A 19,859-nucleotide genomic window follows, 5' to 3' on the forward strand; every position below is an offset into this window, starting at 1 on the left:
CCATTTTTTATACGACAAATTTTATTAAACGCCCAAATACTCTATATTTGTATTTCAAAAAATAAAAACGAATACCTTAATATGAAATTACTAGAAGGAAAAGTTGCAATTATTACTGGTGCAAGCCGTGGAATCGGAAAAGGAATCGCTGAAGTATTTGCTAAACATGGAGCTAACGTGGCTTTTACATACAGTTCGTCTGCAGCATCTGCAGAAGCGCTGGAAGCAGAATTAAATGCTTTAGGAGTTAAAGCAAAAGGATATCAGTCAAACGCAGCAGATTTTAACGAAGCGCAAACTTTTGTAGATGCTGTTTTAGCAGATTTTGGAACTGTAGATATCTTGATCAACAATGCCGGAATTACAAAAGACAATTTATTAATGCGTATGTCTGAAGCAGATTTCGATCAAGTAATAGATGTAAACTTGAAATCGGTTTTTAATATGACAAAAGCGATTCAAAAAACATTCTTGAAACAAAGAGCAGGATCAATCATTAACATTAGCTCTGTAGTGGGAGTTTCTGGAAATGCTGGTCAAACAAACTATGCCGCTTCTAAAGCTGGTGCAATTGGATTTACAAAATCTGTCGCATTAGAGTTAGGTTCTCGTAACATTCGTTGCAACGCAATCGCTCCAGGTTTTATTGAAACCGAAATGACTGCAAAATTATCTGAAGATGTAGTGAAAGGATGGAGAGAAGGTATTCCATTGAAACGTGGAGGAACTCCAGAAGATGTTGCAAATGCATGTCTTTTCTTAGCTTCTGACATGAGCGCTTATGTAACAGGTCAAGTTCTTAATGTTTGCGGAGGAATGCTTACCTAAGGAGTTGATTGTTTATGGTTTGTTGTTTATTGTTCTGCAACCAAAACTATAAACCAAAAACTATAAACTATAAACCCAAATAATATATGACTTCAAATACGATATTTTTATTATTGCTTTCTTTAATAATAGCTGGTGGATTGTCGTATTTTCAATATTTTTTTAAGGCCAAAAACAAATCAAATCTGATTTGGTTTTTGGCTTCTTTGCGTTTTTTAGCCATTTTCGGATTATTAGTTTTATTGATAAATCCGATAATTTCTAAAAGTTCGCTTGAAATAACTAAAACACCTCTGGCAATTGCAGTTGATAATTCAAGTTCGATAGTAGCTTTAAAATCAGATGAAAAAGTTGTTGAATTGTATCAAAAATTAATTTCAAATCCGGCTTTAAAGGAAAAATTTGAAATTCAGTCGTATCAGTTTGATGCTGATTTCAAATCTTCGGATAAATTTGATTTCAAAGGCAACCAAACCAATCTTGATGAAGTTGCCAAAAATCTAAGAAACATCAACAAAAACCTGATTTTTCCAACGGTTATCATCACTGACGGAAATCAGACTACAGGAAACGATTATGTGTATCGATTCGATCCTGTCAATAAAGTTTATCCTTTGGTTGTGGGAGATACAACCACTTTTTTCGATTTAAAAATCAATCAGCTCAACGTAAACAAATACGCTTTTCATAAAAATAAGTTCCCGGTAGAAGTTTTTCTTCAATACGCAGGCACAAAGGCTGTAAATGCTGAGTTTACAATTACACAAGGGAATTCAATTGTAGCTAAAGAAAAAGTTTCTTTTTCACCTTCAAAAAAAACAGCATCTCTTAATTTACTTTTGCCAGCTGAAAAAGTTGGATTGCAGATTTATAAAGCAAGTATTCAATCTGTTGCAAAAGAAAAAAACAGCTATAATAACATCAAAAATTTTGCGGTTGAAATAATCGATCAAAAGTCAACTATTGCAATTGTTTCTGCCATTAATCATCCTGATATTGCGGCATTAAAACGCTCAATAGAAGTTAATGCGCAACGTAAAGTGATATTGGTTAAACCAAATCAAATTAATGATTTACAAGATATTTCGGTTTTGGTTTTATATCAGCCTACAACGGCTTTTAAAGCTATTTTTGACAATAACCGATTAGCAGGAACAAATAAATTTATCATTACAGGAAACAACACCGATTTTAATTTTCTGAATCAACAGCAAAATAATCTGATTTTTAAAATGAGTAATCAGCGAGAAGATTTTTTGACTGAATTTCATCCCGATTTTAATCTCTTTGCAATCGATAATATTGGTTTTGAAAATTTCCCGCCTTTGCAAAATCTGTTTGGAAATATTAGTACAAATGGAGATGTATCTGTTTTACTTTCGTCAAAAATCAGAAACGTTTCTACAAATGCACCTTTATTGGCTTTCGCCGAAAATCAAGGAAAAAGAACTGCTTTTCTTTTAGGAGAAAATAGTTGGAAATGGCGTTTGCAGAGTCATGTCGACAATCAGTCTTTTGAAAAGTACGATGTTTTTATTGATAAGGTTATACAATATTTGGCTTCATCGGCTTCAAAGAAATCTTTGGTTGTAACGCATGAAAGTTTTTATAATTCTGGAGAGGAGATTATAATCAATGCACAGTATTTCAATAAAAACTATGAGTTTGACGAAAAAGCAAGGTTGACAATTAGTGTTGTAAATGCCGAAACAAAACAAACTAAAAATTACGATTTATTAAAAGGAAGTAATTCGTTCTCAGCTAATCTGGAAGGACTTCCGGCTGGAAAATATAATTTCACTGTAAAAGAATTAAATTCTAATACTTCATACGCAAGTCATTTTGAAATTTTAGATTTTGATATCGAAAAACAATTTGTAAATCCTGACGTTTTAAAATTAAATCAGTTAGCACAACAAACAGGTGGAAAAGCTTTCTTTGAAGACCAGGCGGATAATTTGATTAATACTCTTTTAGAAAACAAAGAATATAAATCAATAGAAAAGAATATTTCTAGTAAAACTCCAATTATTGACTGGGTTTGGTTGTTAATTTTAATTGCTGTTTTATTGACTACAGAATGGTTTGTTAGAAAATACAACGGATTGTTGTAATGAAATATAATTGAATTCCATCTGGATTTTTTTTAATCTTTTGATTGTCAATTAAAAATGTAAATTATGAAAGTTAAATTCTTATTTATTGTAGCAATTTTGACGGTAATTATTTGTTTTTTTTCATTTTCAAAGACAAATAATACTACCAATAATAATCTTTTAGGAAACACGATTCAGCAACGTTTCCAACTGCCTCAGGGATTTGTGAGAGAAGAGGAATCTAAAACTTCATTTGATTTTTTTTTACGAAACCTTCCATTAAAATCTGTGAATTCAAATGTTTTGTATTTTGATGGAACTAAAAAACCAAATCGAAATATTTATGAAGCGGTTGTAGATTTACCCATTGGAAAACGGGATTTGCATCAATGCGCTGATGCCGTGATGCGTTTACGAGCGGATTATTTTTATAGTCAAAAACAGTACGATAAAATACATTTTAATTTTACAAATGGTTTCCGGGCTGATTTTAGTAAATGGTCCGCAGGCTACAGAATTGCAATTAAAGGCAACAAAACCAATTGGGTTAAGACTGCAAAACCATCCAACAGTTATGAAACTTATTGGAAATACTTAGAGACGGTTTTTATGTATGCAGGAACGGCTTCGTTAGAAAAAGAACTGAAACCAATTAATGTTTTAGACGTAAAAATAGGGGATGTTTTTATAAAAGGAGGCTTTCCAGGTCACGCTGTTATTGTGGTTGACATAGCTGTAAATCCAAAAAACAATCGAAAAATTATGCTCTTAGCACAAAGTTATATGCCTGCACAGGAAATTCAAATATTGAAAAACCCAAATAACAGTTCGTTGAGCCCTTGGTATGATATTGATTTTGGAACTTCTTTGAAAACACCGGAATGGACTTTTAGTTCCTCACAATTAAAACGTTTTTAGATGAAACGATTCTTTTTTTTAGTCCTTATATTTCAAAATGCTTTTTCTCAGGAAATTCCATTGAATGTTCAAAAATTAATTAAAGCATATCCAGATCAAATTATTGGTTATAAAGACAATAAAATTATTTTTAGTGATAAATCAAGTTTGATTTATGATGATTTTAAAAACAAAACGAATCAAGAATTATTAGATAATCCTGATATCGAGGATCATTTTAAGTTTATTTATCATAAAGCGGAAAAGAATTTAATTCCAAAGGAAGATCCTGGAAGAATTCGAAATGAAGTTTTTTTTAAGAAAATCTACGGAAATTCAAAATCAGAAGTTGAATCAAAAATGACTGAAATTGTTTGGTGCCCGAAATTGGTGAATCAAAAGATAAAAGTAACAACCGTAAATGGAATTGATAAAATAGTAAAAAAAATCTCAGCAGAATTAGATAATAAGCCAGAATTTAAAAAATACATTACTGATATTGGGGGTACATTTAGTTGGAGAAAAATTTCAGGAACAAACCGATTGAGTATGCATAGTTACGGAATGACAATAGATATTAATGTCAAAAATTCCAACTATTGGCAATGGGATTGCAAATGTAAAAATGAAGAAGCTACTCTTACGTATAGAAATCAAATTCCTCTCAAGCTAGTTTCAATTTTTGAAAAATATGGCTTTATTTGGGGAGGAAATTGGAAACATTATGATACAATGCATTTTGAATATCGACCTGAACTTTTGTTATAAAATTTAAAATTATTTTATTGCAAAAAAAAGTATTATTGAGAAAGTAGGTTACGAATAAAAAATTTATAATTATGGATTTCAGGCTAAAAGTTTTCTACACTGTTGCGCTCCGACTTAATTTTACTAAAGCGGCAACAGAATTGTATATTACACAGCCGGCAGTTTCCAAACATATTCAGGAACTCGAAGAAACTTATAAAACTAAACTTTTTGAACGTAACGGTTCTAAAATTGCCTTAACTCCTGCTGGAAAAATGCTGCAAAAATATACTAAAAGTATTTTTGAGATTTACCGTGAAATAGATTTTGAAATGAGTTCTTTCAACAAAGAACGTCAAGGTTTATTAAGATTAGGAGCTAGTACAACCATTTCGCAATATATTATTTCACCAGTTTTGGCCAATTTCCATCAAAAGCAAAAAGACATAAAAGTCAGTTTATTGAATGGAAACACGGAGCAAATCGAAAATGCTTTAATCAATAAAGAAATAGAAATTGGAATTGTAGAAGGACAGTCAAAAAATCAATCCATAAAATACATTCCGTTTTTAAAAGACGAGTTGGTTTTGGTCTGCAACAGCAACAATCCTCTTGTAAAACAAAATGAAATTTCTTTAAACGATTTAAAGTCAATGAAATTCATAACGAGAGAACGAGGTTCTGGAACACTTGAAGTTATAGAATTTGCATTGAAAAAAGCAGGTTTGAAATTTTCAGATTTGCAGATTGAAATGCAGTTAGGAAGTACGGAAAGTATTAAATCTTATTTGCTAAATTCGGATTGTTTTGCCTTTATGTCTATTCATGCTGTAAATAAGGAGTTGAAAAACAAAGAATTAATGGTTTTGGATGTGGAGAAATTAGCTATTGAAAGATTCTTTTACATTGCTACCTTAGTTGGGAAATCAGATTCATTGGCAGAATTGTTTATTCAAAATTTAGCCAATCATTATAACTTGAAGTTATAGTCAATTGTAATTTGCGATTGGGGTTTTTCGTTTAATAGACTGAACTTTGCAGGGTAATTATCTAGTATCCTATTTTGAAAGCAAAACAACAAACATCGGCACATTTATTTGAAATTAACCATTTAGTACAACAGGCACTTTTCGCTGTAGTAATTCTTTTATGTTTGTTTTCAATTATTTCACCTCCAATAGCTTTGTTACTTGGAGTTTTGCTTGTAAACATTTTTGGAAATCCATTTGTAGAATTCAATCATAAAGCGATCACATTTCTTTTACAGTTTTCTGTAGTAGGTTTAGGTTTTGGTATGAATGCTCATAGCGCGGTTTCAGCGGGAAAAGAAGGTTTTGTTCTTACTATAATGTCAATCTTTAGCACCTTGGTTTTTGGTTTTCTTCTTGGAAAATGGCTACAGACAGAAAAAAAGACTTCCCATTTAATTTCTTGCGGAACAGCAATCTGCGGAGGAAGCGCGATTGCAGCTATCGCTCCAGTAATTAAATCAAATGAAAATCAAACTTCAATTGCTTTAGGTGTAATTTTTATATTGAATTCAATTGCTTTATTTGTTTTCCCTTTTATCGGTCATCAATTAGATTTGTCACAAAAAGATTTTGGTTTATGGTGCGCTATTGCGATTCATGATACTAGCTCTGTTGTAGGAGCAGCAAATAAATATGGAGCAGAAGCTTTACAGGTTGCCACAACAGTAAAATTAGCAAGAGCTTTATGGATTATTCCTATTTCGCTTTTAACGGCTTTTGTTTTTAAAAACAAGAATTCAAAAACAAAAATTCCTTATTTTGTTGGATTATTTATTTTTGCAATGCTTTTAAATACTTACATTCCTTCATTGCATATTTTTACTGGACATGTAGTTGGCATCGCTAAAATCGGATTGACAATTACTCTGTTTTTAATTGGTGCAACTTTAAATTTTGCAACATTAAAAACAGTAGGAGTAAAGCCTTTGCTTCAAGGTGTCTTTTTATGGATATTTATCGCTGTTTTAGCTTTAGGATCAATTCTTTATTTGAGTTAAACTATTTTATATTTGAAAACTTGGCAACTGGTTTTCCAATCATCTGATATGATTTTCCTTTAAATGAATAACGTCTTTCAATTTCAAAATCAAACTTAGTTTTAGTTTTGGCCATTGCAGCTATTTCTTGAGGAAGAGGTGCTTCAAATTCATCTTCTGCTTTTGCATCTTTGTTAAAAGTGCCATTGGTGGTAATGATAATATCTCTAAAATGTTTTTTAGTACCATCATCTACAACTTTATATGAACCCGACCAATTGATACTTGCAACATTAGTCAAATGGTAAGAAGGAACTTCCATAATGACTTGATATTTTCCATCGAATCCAGCCACAAGATAGAGATAACCTTCATAAGGCCCACCTGCGCCACCATTGATATGCGATAAAGTAAAAGCAAATTGATCTTCTCCAATTTCTACGATTTTTGGAGTTGGACATCGTGCAAAAGCTCCAAAAGCAGCAACGGCAGGCTGAAAAGATCTCATTTCCCAAATCTTGCCGTTTTTAGCAAATTTAGCTATACCCAGCAAACCACCAGAAAATCGCCCAGTCTGTAAACCATCTTCATCGTGAACAGAATGGTTAAAAGCGATGACTTTAAATTTATTGTCTTTGGAATCAGAATAATCGATATTAGCTAAAAGTCTAGTGGCAACACCATCGGTATAAGGAAACATTTGATCGCCTTCGACACCATTAACATCTAAAAAAGGAGCAGGTTTACATGTTTTACAAATCCAGCTTACAAAGGTGTTTTGATCTGCGAGACGGTATAGTTTTCCAGGAAATAGTTTCTGCATTATTCTTTCTTCATTAAAAGGATCAGAAAATCTTAATGTCCTTTTTGAATTTAGAATAGTGTCACTGACATTTTTTGGTTTTATATCATTTTCCTGAGCAAAACAAATAACCGACAGGAAGAAAATTATATTTAGAAAAGTAAAGCGCATGTTTGTAAGGTTTAGTCCATTAACAAACTTACAAAAGAAAAATCTTTTTTTGTATGAATTTATGTTACTTAAATGGTTCTAAAATTTAAAATAAAATAATTTTAATAATCTTGAAAGGTTGTTGTTTGAATTATCCATAAATAAGGTAAATTTGCCCCTCTAATACAAAAACAAAAATGAAAAACTTCAAATCTAATCCAAAACTAATTGCCATCTGTGCTCTAATTGTTGGATTTTTTACTTTATCCTGGGGAATTGTTGGTCACGAAAGAATTAATAAAGCTGCTGTAATGGCTTTACCTTATCCACTTCAGGAGTTCTTTTATAATCATATCGATTTTATTACACAAGAAGCTTCAGTACCAGATATTCGTAAATATGCTTTAAGTTATAAAGATGAAGGGCCAAGACATTATTTTGATATGGAAAATTTTGGTTCTGCTGATAGTTACCCACAAAATTTAGAGGAGGCTAAGAAAAAATATGATGCTAAATTTTTAAGCGATAACGGTATTTTACCTTGGTATATCGAAGATATGATGGCAAAGTTAACCAAAGCTTTTAAAGATAAAAACAGAGCAGAAATCTTATTTTTGGCTGCAGATTTAGGTCATTACATTGGCGACGCACACATGCCGTTGCATACTTCTGCTAATCATGATGGTCAATTAACAGATCAAAAAGGGATTCATTCTCTTTGGGAAAGCAGACTTCCAGAGTTATTTGCTAAAAACTATAAATTAAATGTTCCTTATGCTCATTATTATGAAGATGTTCATAAAGCAATTTGGGATATGATAAATGATACACACAGTTTAGCACAACCTTTATTGGATATCGATAAAAAACTGAGAACAGCTACACCGGAAAACCAAGTTTTCAAAATGGATGCAGACGGAAAAGTAATGAAAAGCAAATACAACACAGCTGTTTTTTCTGATGAATATGCTAAAAAACTACACGATCAGTTAAATGGAATGGTAGAAAGTCAAATGAAAAAAGCAATCTCGGCAACAGCTAGTTTTTGGTATACAGCTTGGGTAAATGCTGGAAAACCAGATTTAAGTACTTTAGATTCTCCTGAAGTAACAAAGAGAAACGCTAAAGCATTAAAAGAAGACTGGGAACTATTCCAAAAAGGAGATTTATTTGGAATGAAAAATCAGAATGACTAATTTTTGTTTCAAGTTTAAAGTTTCAGGTTTACTGGAACTAAAAAAGCCTCAAGTGATTGAACTTGAGGCTTTTTTATTAGCGATTTTTTGCGTATAACTTGGTGTTCTTTGCGGTTAAACTTAAATCATTAAACTGATATTCTTTTTTCTTTAATAGATAAGAAGCAGATTGATAAAAAGCAATCGTTTCATCGACTAAATTTTTGTTTTCTGATTTCAAAGGTATCTGATCATAATAGATTTGAAATTCAGGTAAAAGACCTTCTTTTTTATTCAATTTTAATTGGAACTGCTTAATTTGCTGTTTTGGAGATAAGATGGTTAAAACATTATCTTTAATTAATCCCAAATCCTGGTAAGTCGCGATGAGAGCTCTTGGCTGATAATGAGGTTTAAAAACGTCTTGTCCGAAAAATTTGCTTTCATAATCAAAATGCAGCAATCCAAATAAAGTGGGCATAATATCAATTTGTGACATCAGTTGATTGTATTTTTCAGGTTTAATATCTGAAGAATAGATTAAAGCAGGGATTCGGTATTTATCTAAGGGAAGTTCTGTTTTTCCAGCACTTGAGGCACAATGATCGGCAACAATTACGAATACAGTATTTTTAAACCAAGGCTGTTTTTGAGCTTTGTTGAAAAATTGTTTAAGCGCATAATCAGTATATTTTACACCACCGTCACGAGATTTAATATTTCCAGGAATATCAATTTTATTGTTTGGATAAGTAAAAGGCCTGTGATTACTAACCGTCATAATATGATTGAAGAAAGGTTTGTTTTGCTTTGCTTCAGAATTCATGACTTTGATTGCTTTATTATACATGTCTTCATCACAAACTCCCCACACATTAGAGAAAGTAATTTCGTTAGGTTCAAAACTCGATTTATCAATAATCTGATAGCCATTTCCAGAATAAAAATCCTGCATATTATCAAAAAAAGCATCACCACCATACATGAATTTTACATTGTAGCCTTTTTTAAGGAAAACTGATCCAGTAGAGAATTTATTTTTATTGTCTTCTCTTTTTACAACACTTTCTCCAGCAGTCGGTGGCAAACATAAGGTTACGGCTTCAAGACCTCGAACGGTTCTGTTTCCAGCTGCGTAAGTATTGGTAAACAAAAGGCTTTTTTGAGCTAAACTATCCAGAAATGGTGTTATATTTTGTTTGTTTCCATAAATTTTCATGAAATCGGCACTTAAGCTTTCAACAGTAATTAAGACTACATTTTTACGTTTTTCCAACGAATCATTGTTTACTTTTTGTAAAGTATTTTGTCCTGAAATAGCTGGTATCTGTTGTTTTAAAAGTGCGAAAGCTTTTTGGTCAGGAATAGTTTTGTAGAATTTAAAATAATCCAATTTATTATTCTGAAATGCCAGATAAAACTTGTAGATTCCGTTAGACTGCAATTCGTTAACAAAAATATTTTTAGAGTTTTCTGTTTTCGCTAAACTTGGAATAGCAAACAATGAGGAAACAAAGAAAGTACAGTAAATAGCAGTGATTTTTAATTTTTCGGAAATATTTGGAATTTCATCAATATAGTTTCGGGAATACTTTGTAATGAAATAAGTAATCGTTCCGGTAATAACAAACAATACAGAAAATATTGGAACAACAGGATAAGACTGCATAATGTTTCCGATAACTTCATTGGTGTAAATTAGATAATTAACAGCTATGAAGTTATATTTTACTCCAAATTCATTCCAGAAGAAAAACTCACTGATTGCATTTTGCAGAATTAGTAAAACATATAAAAAGATTACAAATGCAAAAAGCCAGAATCTCAATTTAGTTCTCTGTTTTGGCAGAAAAAGGAATAAAGAAAATAATAATGTTTTAATAGAAACAAAGATCAAAACAATCTTCGGTAAAGCACCACCATATTCATCAAAAATACTTTTTCCAGATGCAATATAAATCAGAAGAGCAATAAAGCCACCAAGAATAATATATCCATAAGGTTTGTTGTACTTGGAATTGGAAATCATAATAAGATAAAGCCACAAAAATGACGAAGCCAAAACAAATACAAAAGAATCTGAAATTAGACCTAAGCTGAAGATTTTCAGACTTTCAGAGAATGTAAATGAACTTTGAGTAATAGGGTGAAAAAGAAGTACTATTCTCAATACGAAACTCACAATAAAGTACAATAGGGCTAGATTGTAAAAAGGCGAAAGTTTTTTGTAAAAAGTCATTATAAATATTTTTTTACAAAATTACTTCCAAATCATTAACGCCAGATTAATTTCAACTTTAACCTTACTTAGTAATAACTTAATGTTTGCTTAAGATATTGGTTTTATTTATAACTTTAAGTTAACTGTTTAGATGTAATTTTTAAATAATATATCTTTGATATAGAAAATAAATGCGAATCTTTAATAAAATACGATAAATGCATATTTTAATAGTTGAAGACGAACTAGGAATTGTTCAGTTTCTTAAACAAGGTTTACAAGAAGAAGGCTATCAGATAACCACTGCAAATGATGGTTCTAAAGGTTTTGAACTGGTTCAGGAACAAAAATTTGATTTGATTTTGTTAGACTGGATGCTACCTAAGATTAATGGTTTAGACTTGTGTAAAGCCATTAGGGTCAAAGACCAGACAACTCCAATCATTTTTTTAACCGCTAAAGACACTGTTCAGGAAACTATTGAAGGTCTTAAAGCTGGAGCAAATGATTATATTAAAAAACCTTTCAGTTTTGAGGAATTAGTAGAACGTATTAAAGTTCATTTTAGAAATAAAAAACAAACCGAAATCTTAACGCTTGGAACGATTACCATTGATTTGTCCAAGCATATTGTTTTAAAGGAAGAAGAAGAAATTTCGCTTACGCAGAGAGAATTCGAATTACTGACTTATTTAATTCAGCATAAAGGCAAAGTTTGTACGCGAAATCAGATTTTAAGGGATGTTTGGGAAATAAACTTCGAGTACGATACGGGGGTAATTGATGTTTTTATGAATGCAATTCGTAAAAAACTCAACCTAAAAATCGAAGAAGATTATATAAAAACTATCCGAGGCATTGGATATATTGCCAATGATTAAAAATGACATCATTATCTTTTAAAAATAGAATTGCATTAAATTATATTTTGACTACCGGACTTTTAGTTTTGGTAGTTTTTTCTGCTATTTACTTTATTGTAAAACTGACTGTTTACAATCATATTGATGACAATTTGAATATCGAAATTCAGGATCATTTGAAAGAAATCAGGATGGAAAACAAAAAAGTAATCTTTATGGATGTTGAGGAATGGGAGGAAAGAGAACACAATTCTGTAGATGTAAATCCAGTTTTTGTCCAGTTTTTAGATTTGAACAAACAAATAATTGAAAAATCTCCCAATTTAAAGAATGAAAAGCTGATTTTTCATGGAAATAAAGAACATTTTCAGCTTTTTGATACTGAATTATTAGGAAGTAAAATTCGTCAGATTCAGGTTCCGCTTCATGTAAAATCAAAGAAAGTCGGTTATTTGATTATTGCGATGTCGCTTTCAGATTCTTCAAAAGTTCTGGAAAATTTGCTGGATACTTTAATGATCTCTTTTCTAGTAATTTTATTGTTGTTGTTCTTCTTAGCCCGTTTTTTTGCCGGACGAAGTATAAGACCAATAAATGAGATTATAAATACTTCGAAAATTATCACAAAAGATAATTTAAAAACCAGGATTCCGCTTCCAAAAACAAGAGACGAATTATTTACACTTTCTAAAACAATTAACAATTTATTAAACCGAATTGAAGATGCCATAGAACGTGAAAAACAGTTTACTTCAGATGCTTCTCATGAGTTAAGAACACCTTTGACTGTAATTAAAGGAACACTTGAAGTACTGATTCGTAAACCTAGAGATAACAAAGAATACGAAGAAAAAATAAACTATTGTATTAACGAAGTAGATCATCTAAATTCACTGGTGGATCAGTTGCTTTTAATGGCAAGATTTGAAAACCAAAAACAGAATGTTAATAAAGAAAATATTTATTTAAATTCTATCATTTTGGATGTTTTAACTTTAAATGCAGAGAAGATTAAAACGAGTAAAATTAATGTCGTTTTAGAAGCGCCAGAAGAATTTTATATTTATTCGGATAATTATCTAGTAGTTACAATTCTTCGAAATATTATTTCAAATGCCGTTAAATATTCCAAAGCAAATACCGAAATCAAAATTTCATTGGTAAGAAAAGATGATCATATTTTTTGCACCATATCAGATCAAGGAATTGGAATTGCCAAAGAAGATTTAGAGTCTATTTTCAATCCGTTTTTCAGGTCAAATGCTTTAAATCATTCCGAAATTAAAGGAACAGGGCTTGGATTGTTTATTGTGAAAAGAATGACAGATTTGCTTCAGATTAAATTCAAAATAGAAAGTGAAATTGGTAAAGGAACCAAAGTTTTGCTGGTTTTTGATGAATTTGATAATTCGCTAAAGTAATTTTTAAATTAGTAAATATAAGGTAGTCTGAAATGTTTTTTAACAATAAACTATCGTTAAGTTAAAATAAAAATTGCTTTTTAATTAATTTATCTATTATATTTGCAACCGAATCAAAGAAGTAAAAAACAAAACAAATCATGATTTCGATCCAATTACATCATCATCATCTACATTATTGCTCTCAAGCGATGTGTTAATGGTATGCGTGTAAATCATCATATTTTAAAACCCGTTTGAGTACATCAAACGGGTTTTTTAATTCCACCTCTTTGTACTCAAACTATTAATCTAACAAACAACTAAAAAATGAGTACTTTAAAAATTGCAATTCAAAAATCTGGTCGTTTAAACGAAGACAGCATTCAAATCTTAAAAGACTGCGGTATCTCAATCAACAACGGGATTGATCAGTTAAAAGCCGAAGCTTCTAATTTTCCTCTTGAAGTTTTATATTTAAGAAATTCAGATATTCCACAATATTTAATTGATGGAGTAGTAGATTTAGCCATCGTTGGCGATAATCTTTTAGTAGAAAAAGGAAAAGGAATCGAAGTAGTTCAGAAATTAGGTTTTTCTAAATGTAAAGTTTCGGTAGCTGTTCCTAAAACATTCGAATACAATTCGGTACAAGATTTAGCGAATCTTAGAATTGCTACCTCTTACCCAAATACAGTTAATGAATATTTCAGTAAATTTGGCTTAACTGTAGACATTCACCAAATCTCTGGTTCAGTTGAAATTGCACCAAATATTGGACTTGCAGATGCTATTGTAGATATCGTTTCAAGCGGAAGCACGCTTTTCAAAAACAACTTAAAAGAAGTTGAAGTAATTTTAAAAAGCGAAGCAGTTTTAGCCGTTTCTCCAAAAGTTTCTCCAGAAATTCAAAAACACATTGATACATTAAAATTCAGAATTCAGGCCGTTTTAAGAGCAAGAAATTCTAAATATATCTTGATGAACGTTCCAAATGATAAAATTGATGCAGTTGGAAAAATCCTTCCGGTTTTAAGAAGTTTAACAGTTCTTCCATTAGCACAAGAAGGCTGGAGCAGTGTTCACTCTGTAATCGATAAAGATACTTTCTGGGATGTAATTGACAAGTTAAAAGAAGTAGGAGCAGAAGGAATTTTAGTTTGTCCAATTGAGAAAATGGTACTATAAAATAAAAGAAATTCCAATTTTAAAATTCCAAATTCCAATGATCGAGTTTTAGACAACAGCTTTGAGAACTTTTTTTAAACAAAGAAAAAAAAGACCTTTCGTACTTTGCGGTATAAATTTTAGACAAAGAATTGGAATTTGTAATTTAAAAAAATGGGATTTAATATATAATATTATGAATAAAATCAACAATCCAAAACCAGAAAGCTGGTCAGATATATTAAAAAGACCAACGCAGACTATTGATGATATCGAGGTTACGGTAAAAGAAATCTTCAGAGAAGTTCAGAAAAAAGGAGATGAAGCTGTGGCAAAATACACTTCAATTTTTGACGGAATTTCATTGGGAAATTACGAAGTAACTCCGGAGGAAATTACAGAAGCAATTAATTTAATTCCGAGTGAATTAAAAGAAGCGATTGAATTAGCAAAAAACAATATTTATAAATTTCACAAAGCGCAGAAAACCGATCGAGTTGAAGTTGAAACGATTGAAGGCGTAAACTGCTGGCAGGAAAAAAGGCCAATTCAAAAAATCGGTTTATATATTCCTGGCGGAACAGCTCCTTTATTTTCAACTGTTTTAATGCTTGCTGTTCCTGCTGAAATTGCAGGTTGTAAAGAAATTGTTTTGTGTTCGCCACCAGACAAAAAAGGAAAAATAAACCCAGCGATTCTATACGCGGCGAATTTATGCGGTGTAACCAAAATTCTAAAAGTAGGTGGCATTCAGGCAATTGCCGGTATGACATTTGGAACACAGTCAATTCCTAAAGTATATAAAATATTTGGCCCAGGAAATCAATTTGTGACGGTGGCCAAACAATTAGCGACTCAATTTGGCGTTGCAATCGATATGCCGGCGGGGCCATCAGAATTATTAATTGTAGCCGATGATACTGCAGTTCCAGCTTTTGTAGCTTCAGATTTATTATCTCAGGCAGAACACGGAACAGATAGTCAGGTAATATTAGTTTCGACTTCAAAAAAACTGATTGATGAAGTAGAAAAAGAAGTTCAGTCACAATTAGAAGTATTGCCTAGAAAAGCTATTGCAGAAAAAGCGATCGAAAATTCAAAATTAATTTATGTTGAAAACGATCAAACCGCTTTAGATTTAATCAATGAATATGGCCCGGAGCACTTTATTATCTGCTCTGAATATGATGATTTCTATTGTAACGGAATAGTAAATGCAGGTTCTGTGTTTATTGGAAATTACACTCCTGAAAGTGCAGGAGATTATGCTTCAGGAACCAATCATACGCTTCCAACAAACGGTTATGCCAAAAATTACAGCGGTGTAAACCTGGATAGTTTTATGAAATCGATGACATTCCAGAAAATATCGGAGAAAGGAATTCAAAATATAGGAAGAGCAATTGAAGCTATGGCTGAAGCCGAAGGATTACAAGCACATAAAAATGCTGTAACATTACGCCTACAGTCCTGCGAGGTTTCGAAAACCTCGTAGGTCTAAATAGATTTCCGATTTAGAAGCTTAATAAATAATGCCTACAAGGTTTTAAAAACCTTGCAGGAATAAAGAAAATAAAATGAGTACGTTCGATATAAATACAATAACAAGAGAAAACGTAAAATCCTTAAAACCTTATTCTTCTGCGAGAGACGAGTTTGAGGATTTTGATACAGCTGAAATGATTTTTTTGGATGCCAATGAAAATCCGTTTCAAAATGGCGTAAATCGTTATCCAGATCCGCAGCAGAATTCGGTTAAAGCGATTTTAGCTAAAAATAACAACACCAAACAAAGTCAGATTTTGTTAGGAAACGGAAGCGATGAAGTTTTGGATTTACTCTTCAGAGCTTTCTGTGAGCCAAATAAAGACAATATTATTTCGTTGCCACCTACTTATGGAATGTATGGTGTTTTGGCAAATATCAACGCAGTAGAAAACAGAGAAATTCTTTTAACTACAGATTTTCAGCCACAAGTTGAAAAGATTTTAGAAGCTGTTGATGAAAATACAAAAATCATTTTTTTGTGTTCTCCAAACAATCCAACAGGAAATTCATTTTCAGACGAAAGTGTAGTAAAATTGCTTCAAAATTTTAAAGGTTTAGTGGTAATTGATGAAGCTTATATTGATTTTTCAGATAAAGAAAGCTGGCTAACAGAAATTGATGAATATCCAAATTTGGTCATTACACAGACACTTTCAAAAGCGTATGGTTTGGCTGGAATTCGTTTAGGAATTTGCTATGCTTCAGAAGAAGTAATTTCAATTCTGAATAAAATCAAACCTCCATATAATGTAAACGAACTAACACAACAAAGAGCCAAAGAACGTTTAAAAGATTTAGAGAAAATAAAACAAGAAATAGGTTCAATTATTGAGCAAAGAGACGAATTACTTAAAGTTTTACTTGAAGTAAGTTTTGTAGAAAAAGTGTATCCAACTGAAGCCAATTTTATCTTGGCAAAAGTAGATGACGCGAATAAAAGATACGATCAATTAATCGAAAAAGGAATCGTTATTCGTAACAGAACCACACAGCCTTTATGTGAAAATTGTCTTCGTTTTACCATTGGAACAAAAGAAGAAAATGCTGTTGTAATTAGAGAATTGAAACTATTAAGCTAAGAATGTTAGCCACGAATTTCACGAATTACACTAATTAAATTCGTGCTAATTAGTGTAATTCGTGGCAACATAAAAAATAAATTATGAAAAAAGTACTTTTTATTGATCGTGACGGAACGATTGTTTTGGAACCTCAAAACTATCAATTAGACAGTTTGGATAAACTGGAGTTTTATCCAAAAGCGTTTCAATATTTGGCTAAAATTGCTAATGAATTAGATTACGAATTAGCAATGGTAACCAATCAGGATGGATTAGGAACGGATAGTTTTCCGGAAGACACCTTTTGGCCGACGCAGAATTTCATCCTAAAAGCATTTGAAAACGAAGGAGTTGTTTTTGATGAAATCTTTGTAGACAGAACTTTTCCGGAAGAAAATGCGCCTACACGCAAACCAAGAACTGGAATGCTGACTAAATACTTGAATAATCCAGAATATGATTTGGAAAATTCTTTTGTTTTAGGCGATCGTTTAACGGATGTGGAATTGGCTAAAAATTTGGGAGCAAAAGCTATTTTCATGAACGATACAGATGGCGCAGGAAGTAACGAAATTTCGGCAAAACGTGAAGAATTGAACGAAACAATCGTTTTACAAACAATGGATTGGAAGAAAATCTATGAGTTTTTAAAATTAGAAGCGCGTTCAGCATCCATTACAAGAAAAACAAACGAAACCGATATTTACATCAATCTAAATCTTGACGGTACAGGAAAAAGCAAAATCGATACGGGAATTGCATTTTTTGACCACATGTTAGACCAAATCTCACGTCATGGTCAAATGGACTTAGAAATCCTTGTAAAAGGCGATTTAGAAGTCGATGAGCACCACACCATCGAAGATACAGCAATTGCTTTAGGAGAAGTTTTCGCGAAAGCGTTAGGGAACAAATTAGGAATTGAGCGTTACGGATTCTGTCTTCCAATGGATGATTGTTTGGCACAAGCGGCAATTGATTTCGGCGGAAGAAACTGGCTGATCTGGGAAACGGAATTTAAACGCGAAATGGTTGGAAAAATGCCAACAGAAATGTTTTATCATTTCTTCAAATCGTTCACAGACGGTGCAAAAGCGAATTTAAATATCAAAGCAGAAGGAATCAACGAACATCATAAAATCGAAGCCATTTTTAAAGCTTTCGCTAAAGCCATAAAAGTAGCCGTAAAAAGAGACACCGAAAAAATGATTCTGCCAAGTACCAAAGGTATGTTGTAAAAAAGTTTTACCGCAAAGTACGCAAAGATTTACGCAAAGCACACAAGTTTTTTTTGCATTCTTAGCGTAAATCTTTGCGAACCTTGCGGTTAAGTAAAATAGTATTAATGATTTTACGTTGAAGAGAAATCTAAAATCTAAAATCTAAAATCTAAAATTAATTTTGAAAATAGTAATCATAAATTACGGAGCAGGAAATATTCAGAGCATTATGTTTGCCATTGAAAGATTGGGTTTTAAGGCTGTTTTGAGCAATAATCCAGACGAAATTAAATCGGCAGATAAAGTGATTTTTCCTGGCGTGGGCGAGGCGAGCTCGGCTATGACGAAGCTTCGCGAAAGCGGTTTGGATAGCCTGATTCCAGAATTGAAACAACCTGTTTTAGGAATTTGCCTCGGAATGCAATTGATGTGCAACAAAACTGAAGAAGGAAATACAAAAGGTCTAGGAATTTTTGATGTGGATGTTTTGAAATTTTCAAACAATGTAAAAGTGCCTCAAATGGGCTGGAATCAGATTTATGATTTAAAAACGGATTTATTTAAAGACATTTCTGAAAATGAATTTATGTATTTGGTTCACAGTTTTTACGCGCCAAATTGTGCAGAATCTATCGCAACAACAAATTATGATGTTGAATATGCCTCGGCTTTGCAAAAAGATAATTTTTACGGAACGCAATTTCATCCAGAGAAAAGCGGCGATGTTGGGGAAAAGATTTTAGGCAATTTTTTAAAAATGTAAAATTTTAAAATTCCAATTTCTTATCCCGATGCTTTGGAACCAAATTCCAATCGCAATATCAAAAATCAATCAAAATATCATCCCGATAGCTATCGGGACTAAAATCTAAAATCTAAAATCGGAATTCTAAAATTAGAAACATGAGAATAATACCAGCCATAGATATCATTGAAGGAAAATGCGTTCGTTTGTCCAAAGGTGATTATGATACTAAGATAATTTACAATGAGAATCCGCTTGAAGTAGCGAAATCGTTCGAAGCGCACGGAATTGACTATCTGCATTTAGTAGATTTAGATGGTGCAAAATCAAGTAAAATTGTTAATTATAAAATCTTAGAACAAATTGCGACACAAACCAGTTTGAAAATTGATTTTGGAGGCGGATTAAAATCGGATGACGATTTGAGAATTGCTTTTGAAAGTGGTGCAAATCAAATTACTGGCGGAAGTATTGCGGTAAAAAACCGAGCAATTTTTGAAAAATGGATTTCAGAATACGGCACAGATAAAATCATTTTAGGAGCTGATGCAAAAGACGAAAAAATTGCTGTTTCTGGTTGGTTGGAAGAGTCAAATGAAGATTTAGTTCCTTTTATTCAGGGTTATCAGTCAAAAGGAATCTCTTATGTTATTTGTACTGATATCGCCAAAGACGGTATGCTTCAAGGTCCAAGTTTTGATTTGTACAGCAAAATTTTAGCTGAAGCAGTCGGCATAAAATTAATCGCTTCTGGCGGAATTTCAACTTTTGATGAATTGCCAAAATTAGCCGAATTAGGTTGTGAAGGAACAATCATTGGAAAAGCGATTTACGAGGGAAGAATTACATTGAAGCAACTTGAAAATTATATTTTAAATAAATAGATATTCCGCAAAGATTCGCAAAGTTAAACGCAAAGATTCACAAAATT

17 protein-coding genes are annotated in these 19,859 nt (G+C 32.0%); 15 read left to right on the forward strand and 2 right to left on the reverse strand.

Going from position 1 to position 19,859, the window contains the following annotated elements; all coding sequences use genetic code 11:
* The first annotated feature begins 81 nt into the window (after positions 1–81).
* The 6 genes from fabG (at position 82) to BM289_RS22010 (ending at position 6,597) form a co-directional block, all read left to right on the forward strand.
* On the forward strand, positions 82–828 hold the full coding sequence (gene fabG, locus BM289_RS21985; protein WP_091497713.1) for a 3-oxoacyl-[acyl-carrier-protein] reductase: 747 nt from the start codon (positions 82–84) through the stop codon (positions 826–828).
* 86 nt (positions 829–914) lie between these two features.
* Positions 915–2,942 carry a hypothetical protein gene (locus BM289_RS21990; RefSeq protein WP_091497717.1) on the forward strand — a complete coding sequence of 676 codons (2,028 nt, stop codon included), beginning with the start codon at positions 915–917 and terminating at the stop codon, positions 2,940–2,942.
* A 66-nt stretch (positions 2,943–3,008) separates the two neighbouring features.
* Complete coding sequence (locus BM289_RS21995) at positions 3,009–3,842, forward strand: DUF4846 domain-containing protein (protein WP_091497720.1); 834 nt, start codon at positions 3,009–3,011, stop codon at positions 3,840–3,842.
* Positions 3,843–4,589, forward strand: coding sequence for a M15 family metallopeptidase (locus BM289_RS22000; RefSeq protein WP_091497722.1), 747 nt, complete (start codon positions 3,843–3,845; stop codon positions 4,587–4,589). It begins immediately after the preceding gene.
* Positions 4,590–4,660: 71 nt separating this feature from the next.
* Complete coding sequence (locus BM289_RS22005) at positions 4,661–5,557, forward strand: LysR family transcriptional regulator (protein WP_091497725.1); 897 nt, start codon at positions 4,661–4,663, stop codon at positions 5,555–5,557.
* A 74-nt stretch (positions 5,558–5,631) separates the two neighbouring features.
* A complete protein-coding gene (locus BM289_RS22010; RefSeq protein ID WP_091497728.1) occupies positions 5,632–6,597 on the forward strand; it encodes a YeiH family protein in 966 nt (321 codons plus the stop codon).
* A gap of 1 nt (position 6,598) precedes the next feature.
* Here the strand turns inward: BM289_RS22010 and BM289_RS22015 are convergent, their stop codons facing one another.
* Complete coding sequence (locus BM289_RS22015; protein ID WP_091497731.1) at positions 6,599–7,549, reverse strand: hypothetical protein; 951 nt, start codon at positions 7,547–7,549, stop codon at positions 6,599–6,601.
* 176 nt (positions 7,550–7,725) lie between these two features.
* Here BM289_RS22015 and BM289_RS22020 point away from each other — a divergent pair, with 176 nt between their 5' ends.
* Positions 7,726–8,724 (forward strand): zinc dependent phospholipase C family protein, encoded by a 999-nt coding sequence (locus BM289_RS22020; RefSeq protein ID WP_091497733.1) that lies wholly within the window; start codon positions 7,726–7,728, stop codon positions 8,722–8,724.
* Between the two features lie 76 nt (positions 8,725–8,800).
* Here the strand turns inward: BM289_RS22020 and BM289_RS22025 are convergent, their stop codons facing one another.
* Positions 8,801–10,942 (reverse strand): LTA synthase family protein, encoded by a 2,142-nt coding sequence (locus BM289_RS22025; protein WP_091497736.1) that lies wholly within the window; start codon positions 10,940–10,942, stop codon positions 8,801–8,803.
* 200 nt (positions 10,943–11,142) lie between these two features.
* Here BM289_RS22025 and BM289_RS22030 point away from each other — a divergent pair, with 200 nt between their 5' ends.
* The 8 genes from BM289_RS22030 to hisA all read left to right on the forward strand — a co-directional run bounded on the left by BM289_RS22030 (position 11,143) and on the right by hisA (position 19,812).
* Positions 11,143–11,805: a response regulator transcription factor gene (locus tag BM289_RS22030; protein ID WP_091497739.1), complete on the forward strand. Its 663-nt coding sequence runs from the start codon at positions 11,143–11,145 to the stop codon at positions 11,803–11,805.
* A 2-nt stretch (positions 11,806–11,807) separates the two neighbouring features.
* Positions 11,808–13,208, forward strand: coding sequence for a sensor histidine kinase (locus BM289_RS22035; RefSeq protein ID WP_091497742.1), 1,401 nt, complete (start codon positions 11,808–11,810; stop codon positions 13,206–13,208).
* Positions 13,209–13,517: 309 nt separating this feature from the next.
* Positions 13,518–14,375: an ATP phosphoribosyltransferase gene (gene hisG, locus BM289_RS22040; protein WP_091497744.1), complete on the forward strand. Its 858-nt coding sequence runs from the start codon at positions 13,518–13,520 to the stop codon at positions 14,373–14,375.
* Between the two features lie 175 nt (positions 14,376–14,550).
* Entirely contained in the window at positions 14,551–15,849 is a 1,299-nt protein-coding gene (gene hisD / locus BM289_RS22045) for a histidinol dehydrogenase (protein WP_091497747.1), read from the forward strand.
* 82 nt (positions 15,850–15,931) lie between these two features.
* Positions 15,932–16,981, forward strand: a complete 1,050-nt coding sequence (hisC, locus tag BM289_RS22050; protein WP_091497749.1) for a histidinol-phosphate transaminase — start codon at positions 15,932–15,934, stop codon at positions 16,979–16,981.
* Positions 16,982–17,064: 83 nt separating this feature from the next.
* Positions 17,065–18,201 carry a bifunctional histidinol-phosphatase/imidazoleglycerol-phosphate dehydratase HisB gene (hisB, locus tag BM289_RS22055; protein WP_091497752.1) on the forward strand — a complete coding sequence of 379 codons (1,137 nt, stop codon included), beginning with the start codon at positions 17,065–17,067 and terminating at the stop codon, positions 18,199–18,201.
* Between the two features lie 163 nt (positions 18,202–18,364).
* Positions 18,365–18,946 (forward strand): imidazole glycerol phosphate synthase subunit HisH, encoded by a 582-nt coding sequence (hisH, locus tag BM289_RS22060; protein WP_091497755.1) that lies wholly within the window; start codon positions 18,365–18,367, stop codon positions 18,944–18,946.
* A gap of 140 nt (positions 18,947–19,086) precedes the next feature.
* On the forward strand, positions 19,087–19,812 hold the full coding sequence (gene hisA / locus BM289_RS22065; protein WP_091497757.1) for a 1-(5-phosphoribosyl)-5-[(5-phosphoribosylamino)methylideneamino]imidazole-4-carboxamide isomerase: 726 nt from the start codon (positions 19,087–19,089) through the stop codon (positions 19,810–19,812).
* The last annotated feature ends 47 nt before the right edge of the window (positions 19,813–19,859 follow it).

This window comes from Flavobacterium phragmitis, from assembly GCF_900112575.1.
In the GTDB taxonomy this organism is placed as follows: domain Bacteria; phylum Bacteroidota; class Bacteroidia; order Flavobacteriales; family Flavobacteriaceae; genus Flavobacterium; species Flavobacterium phragmitis.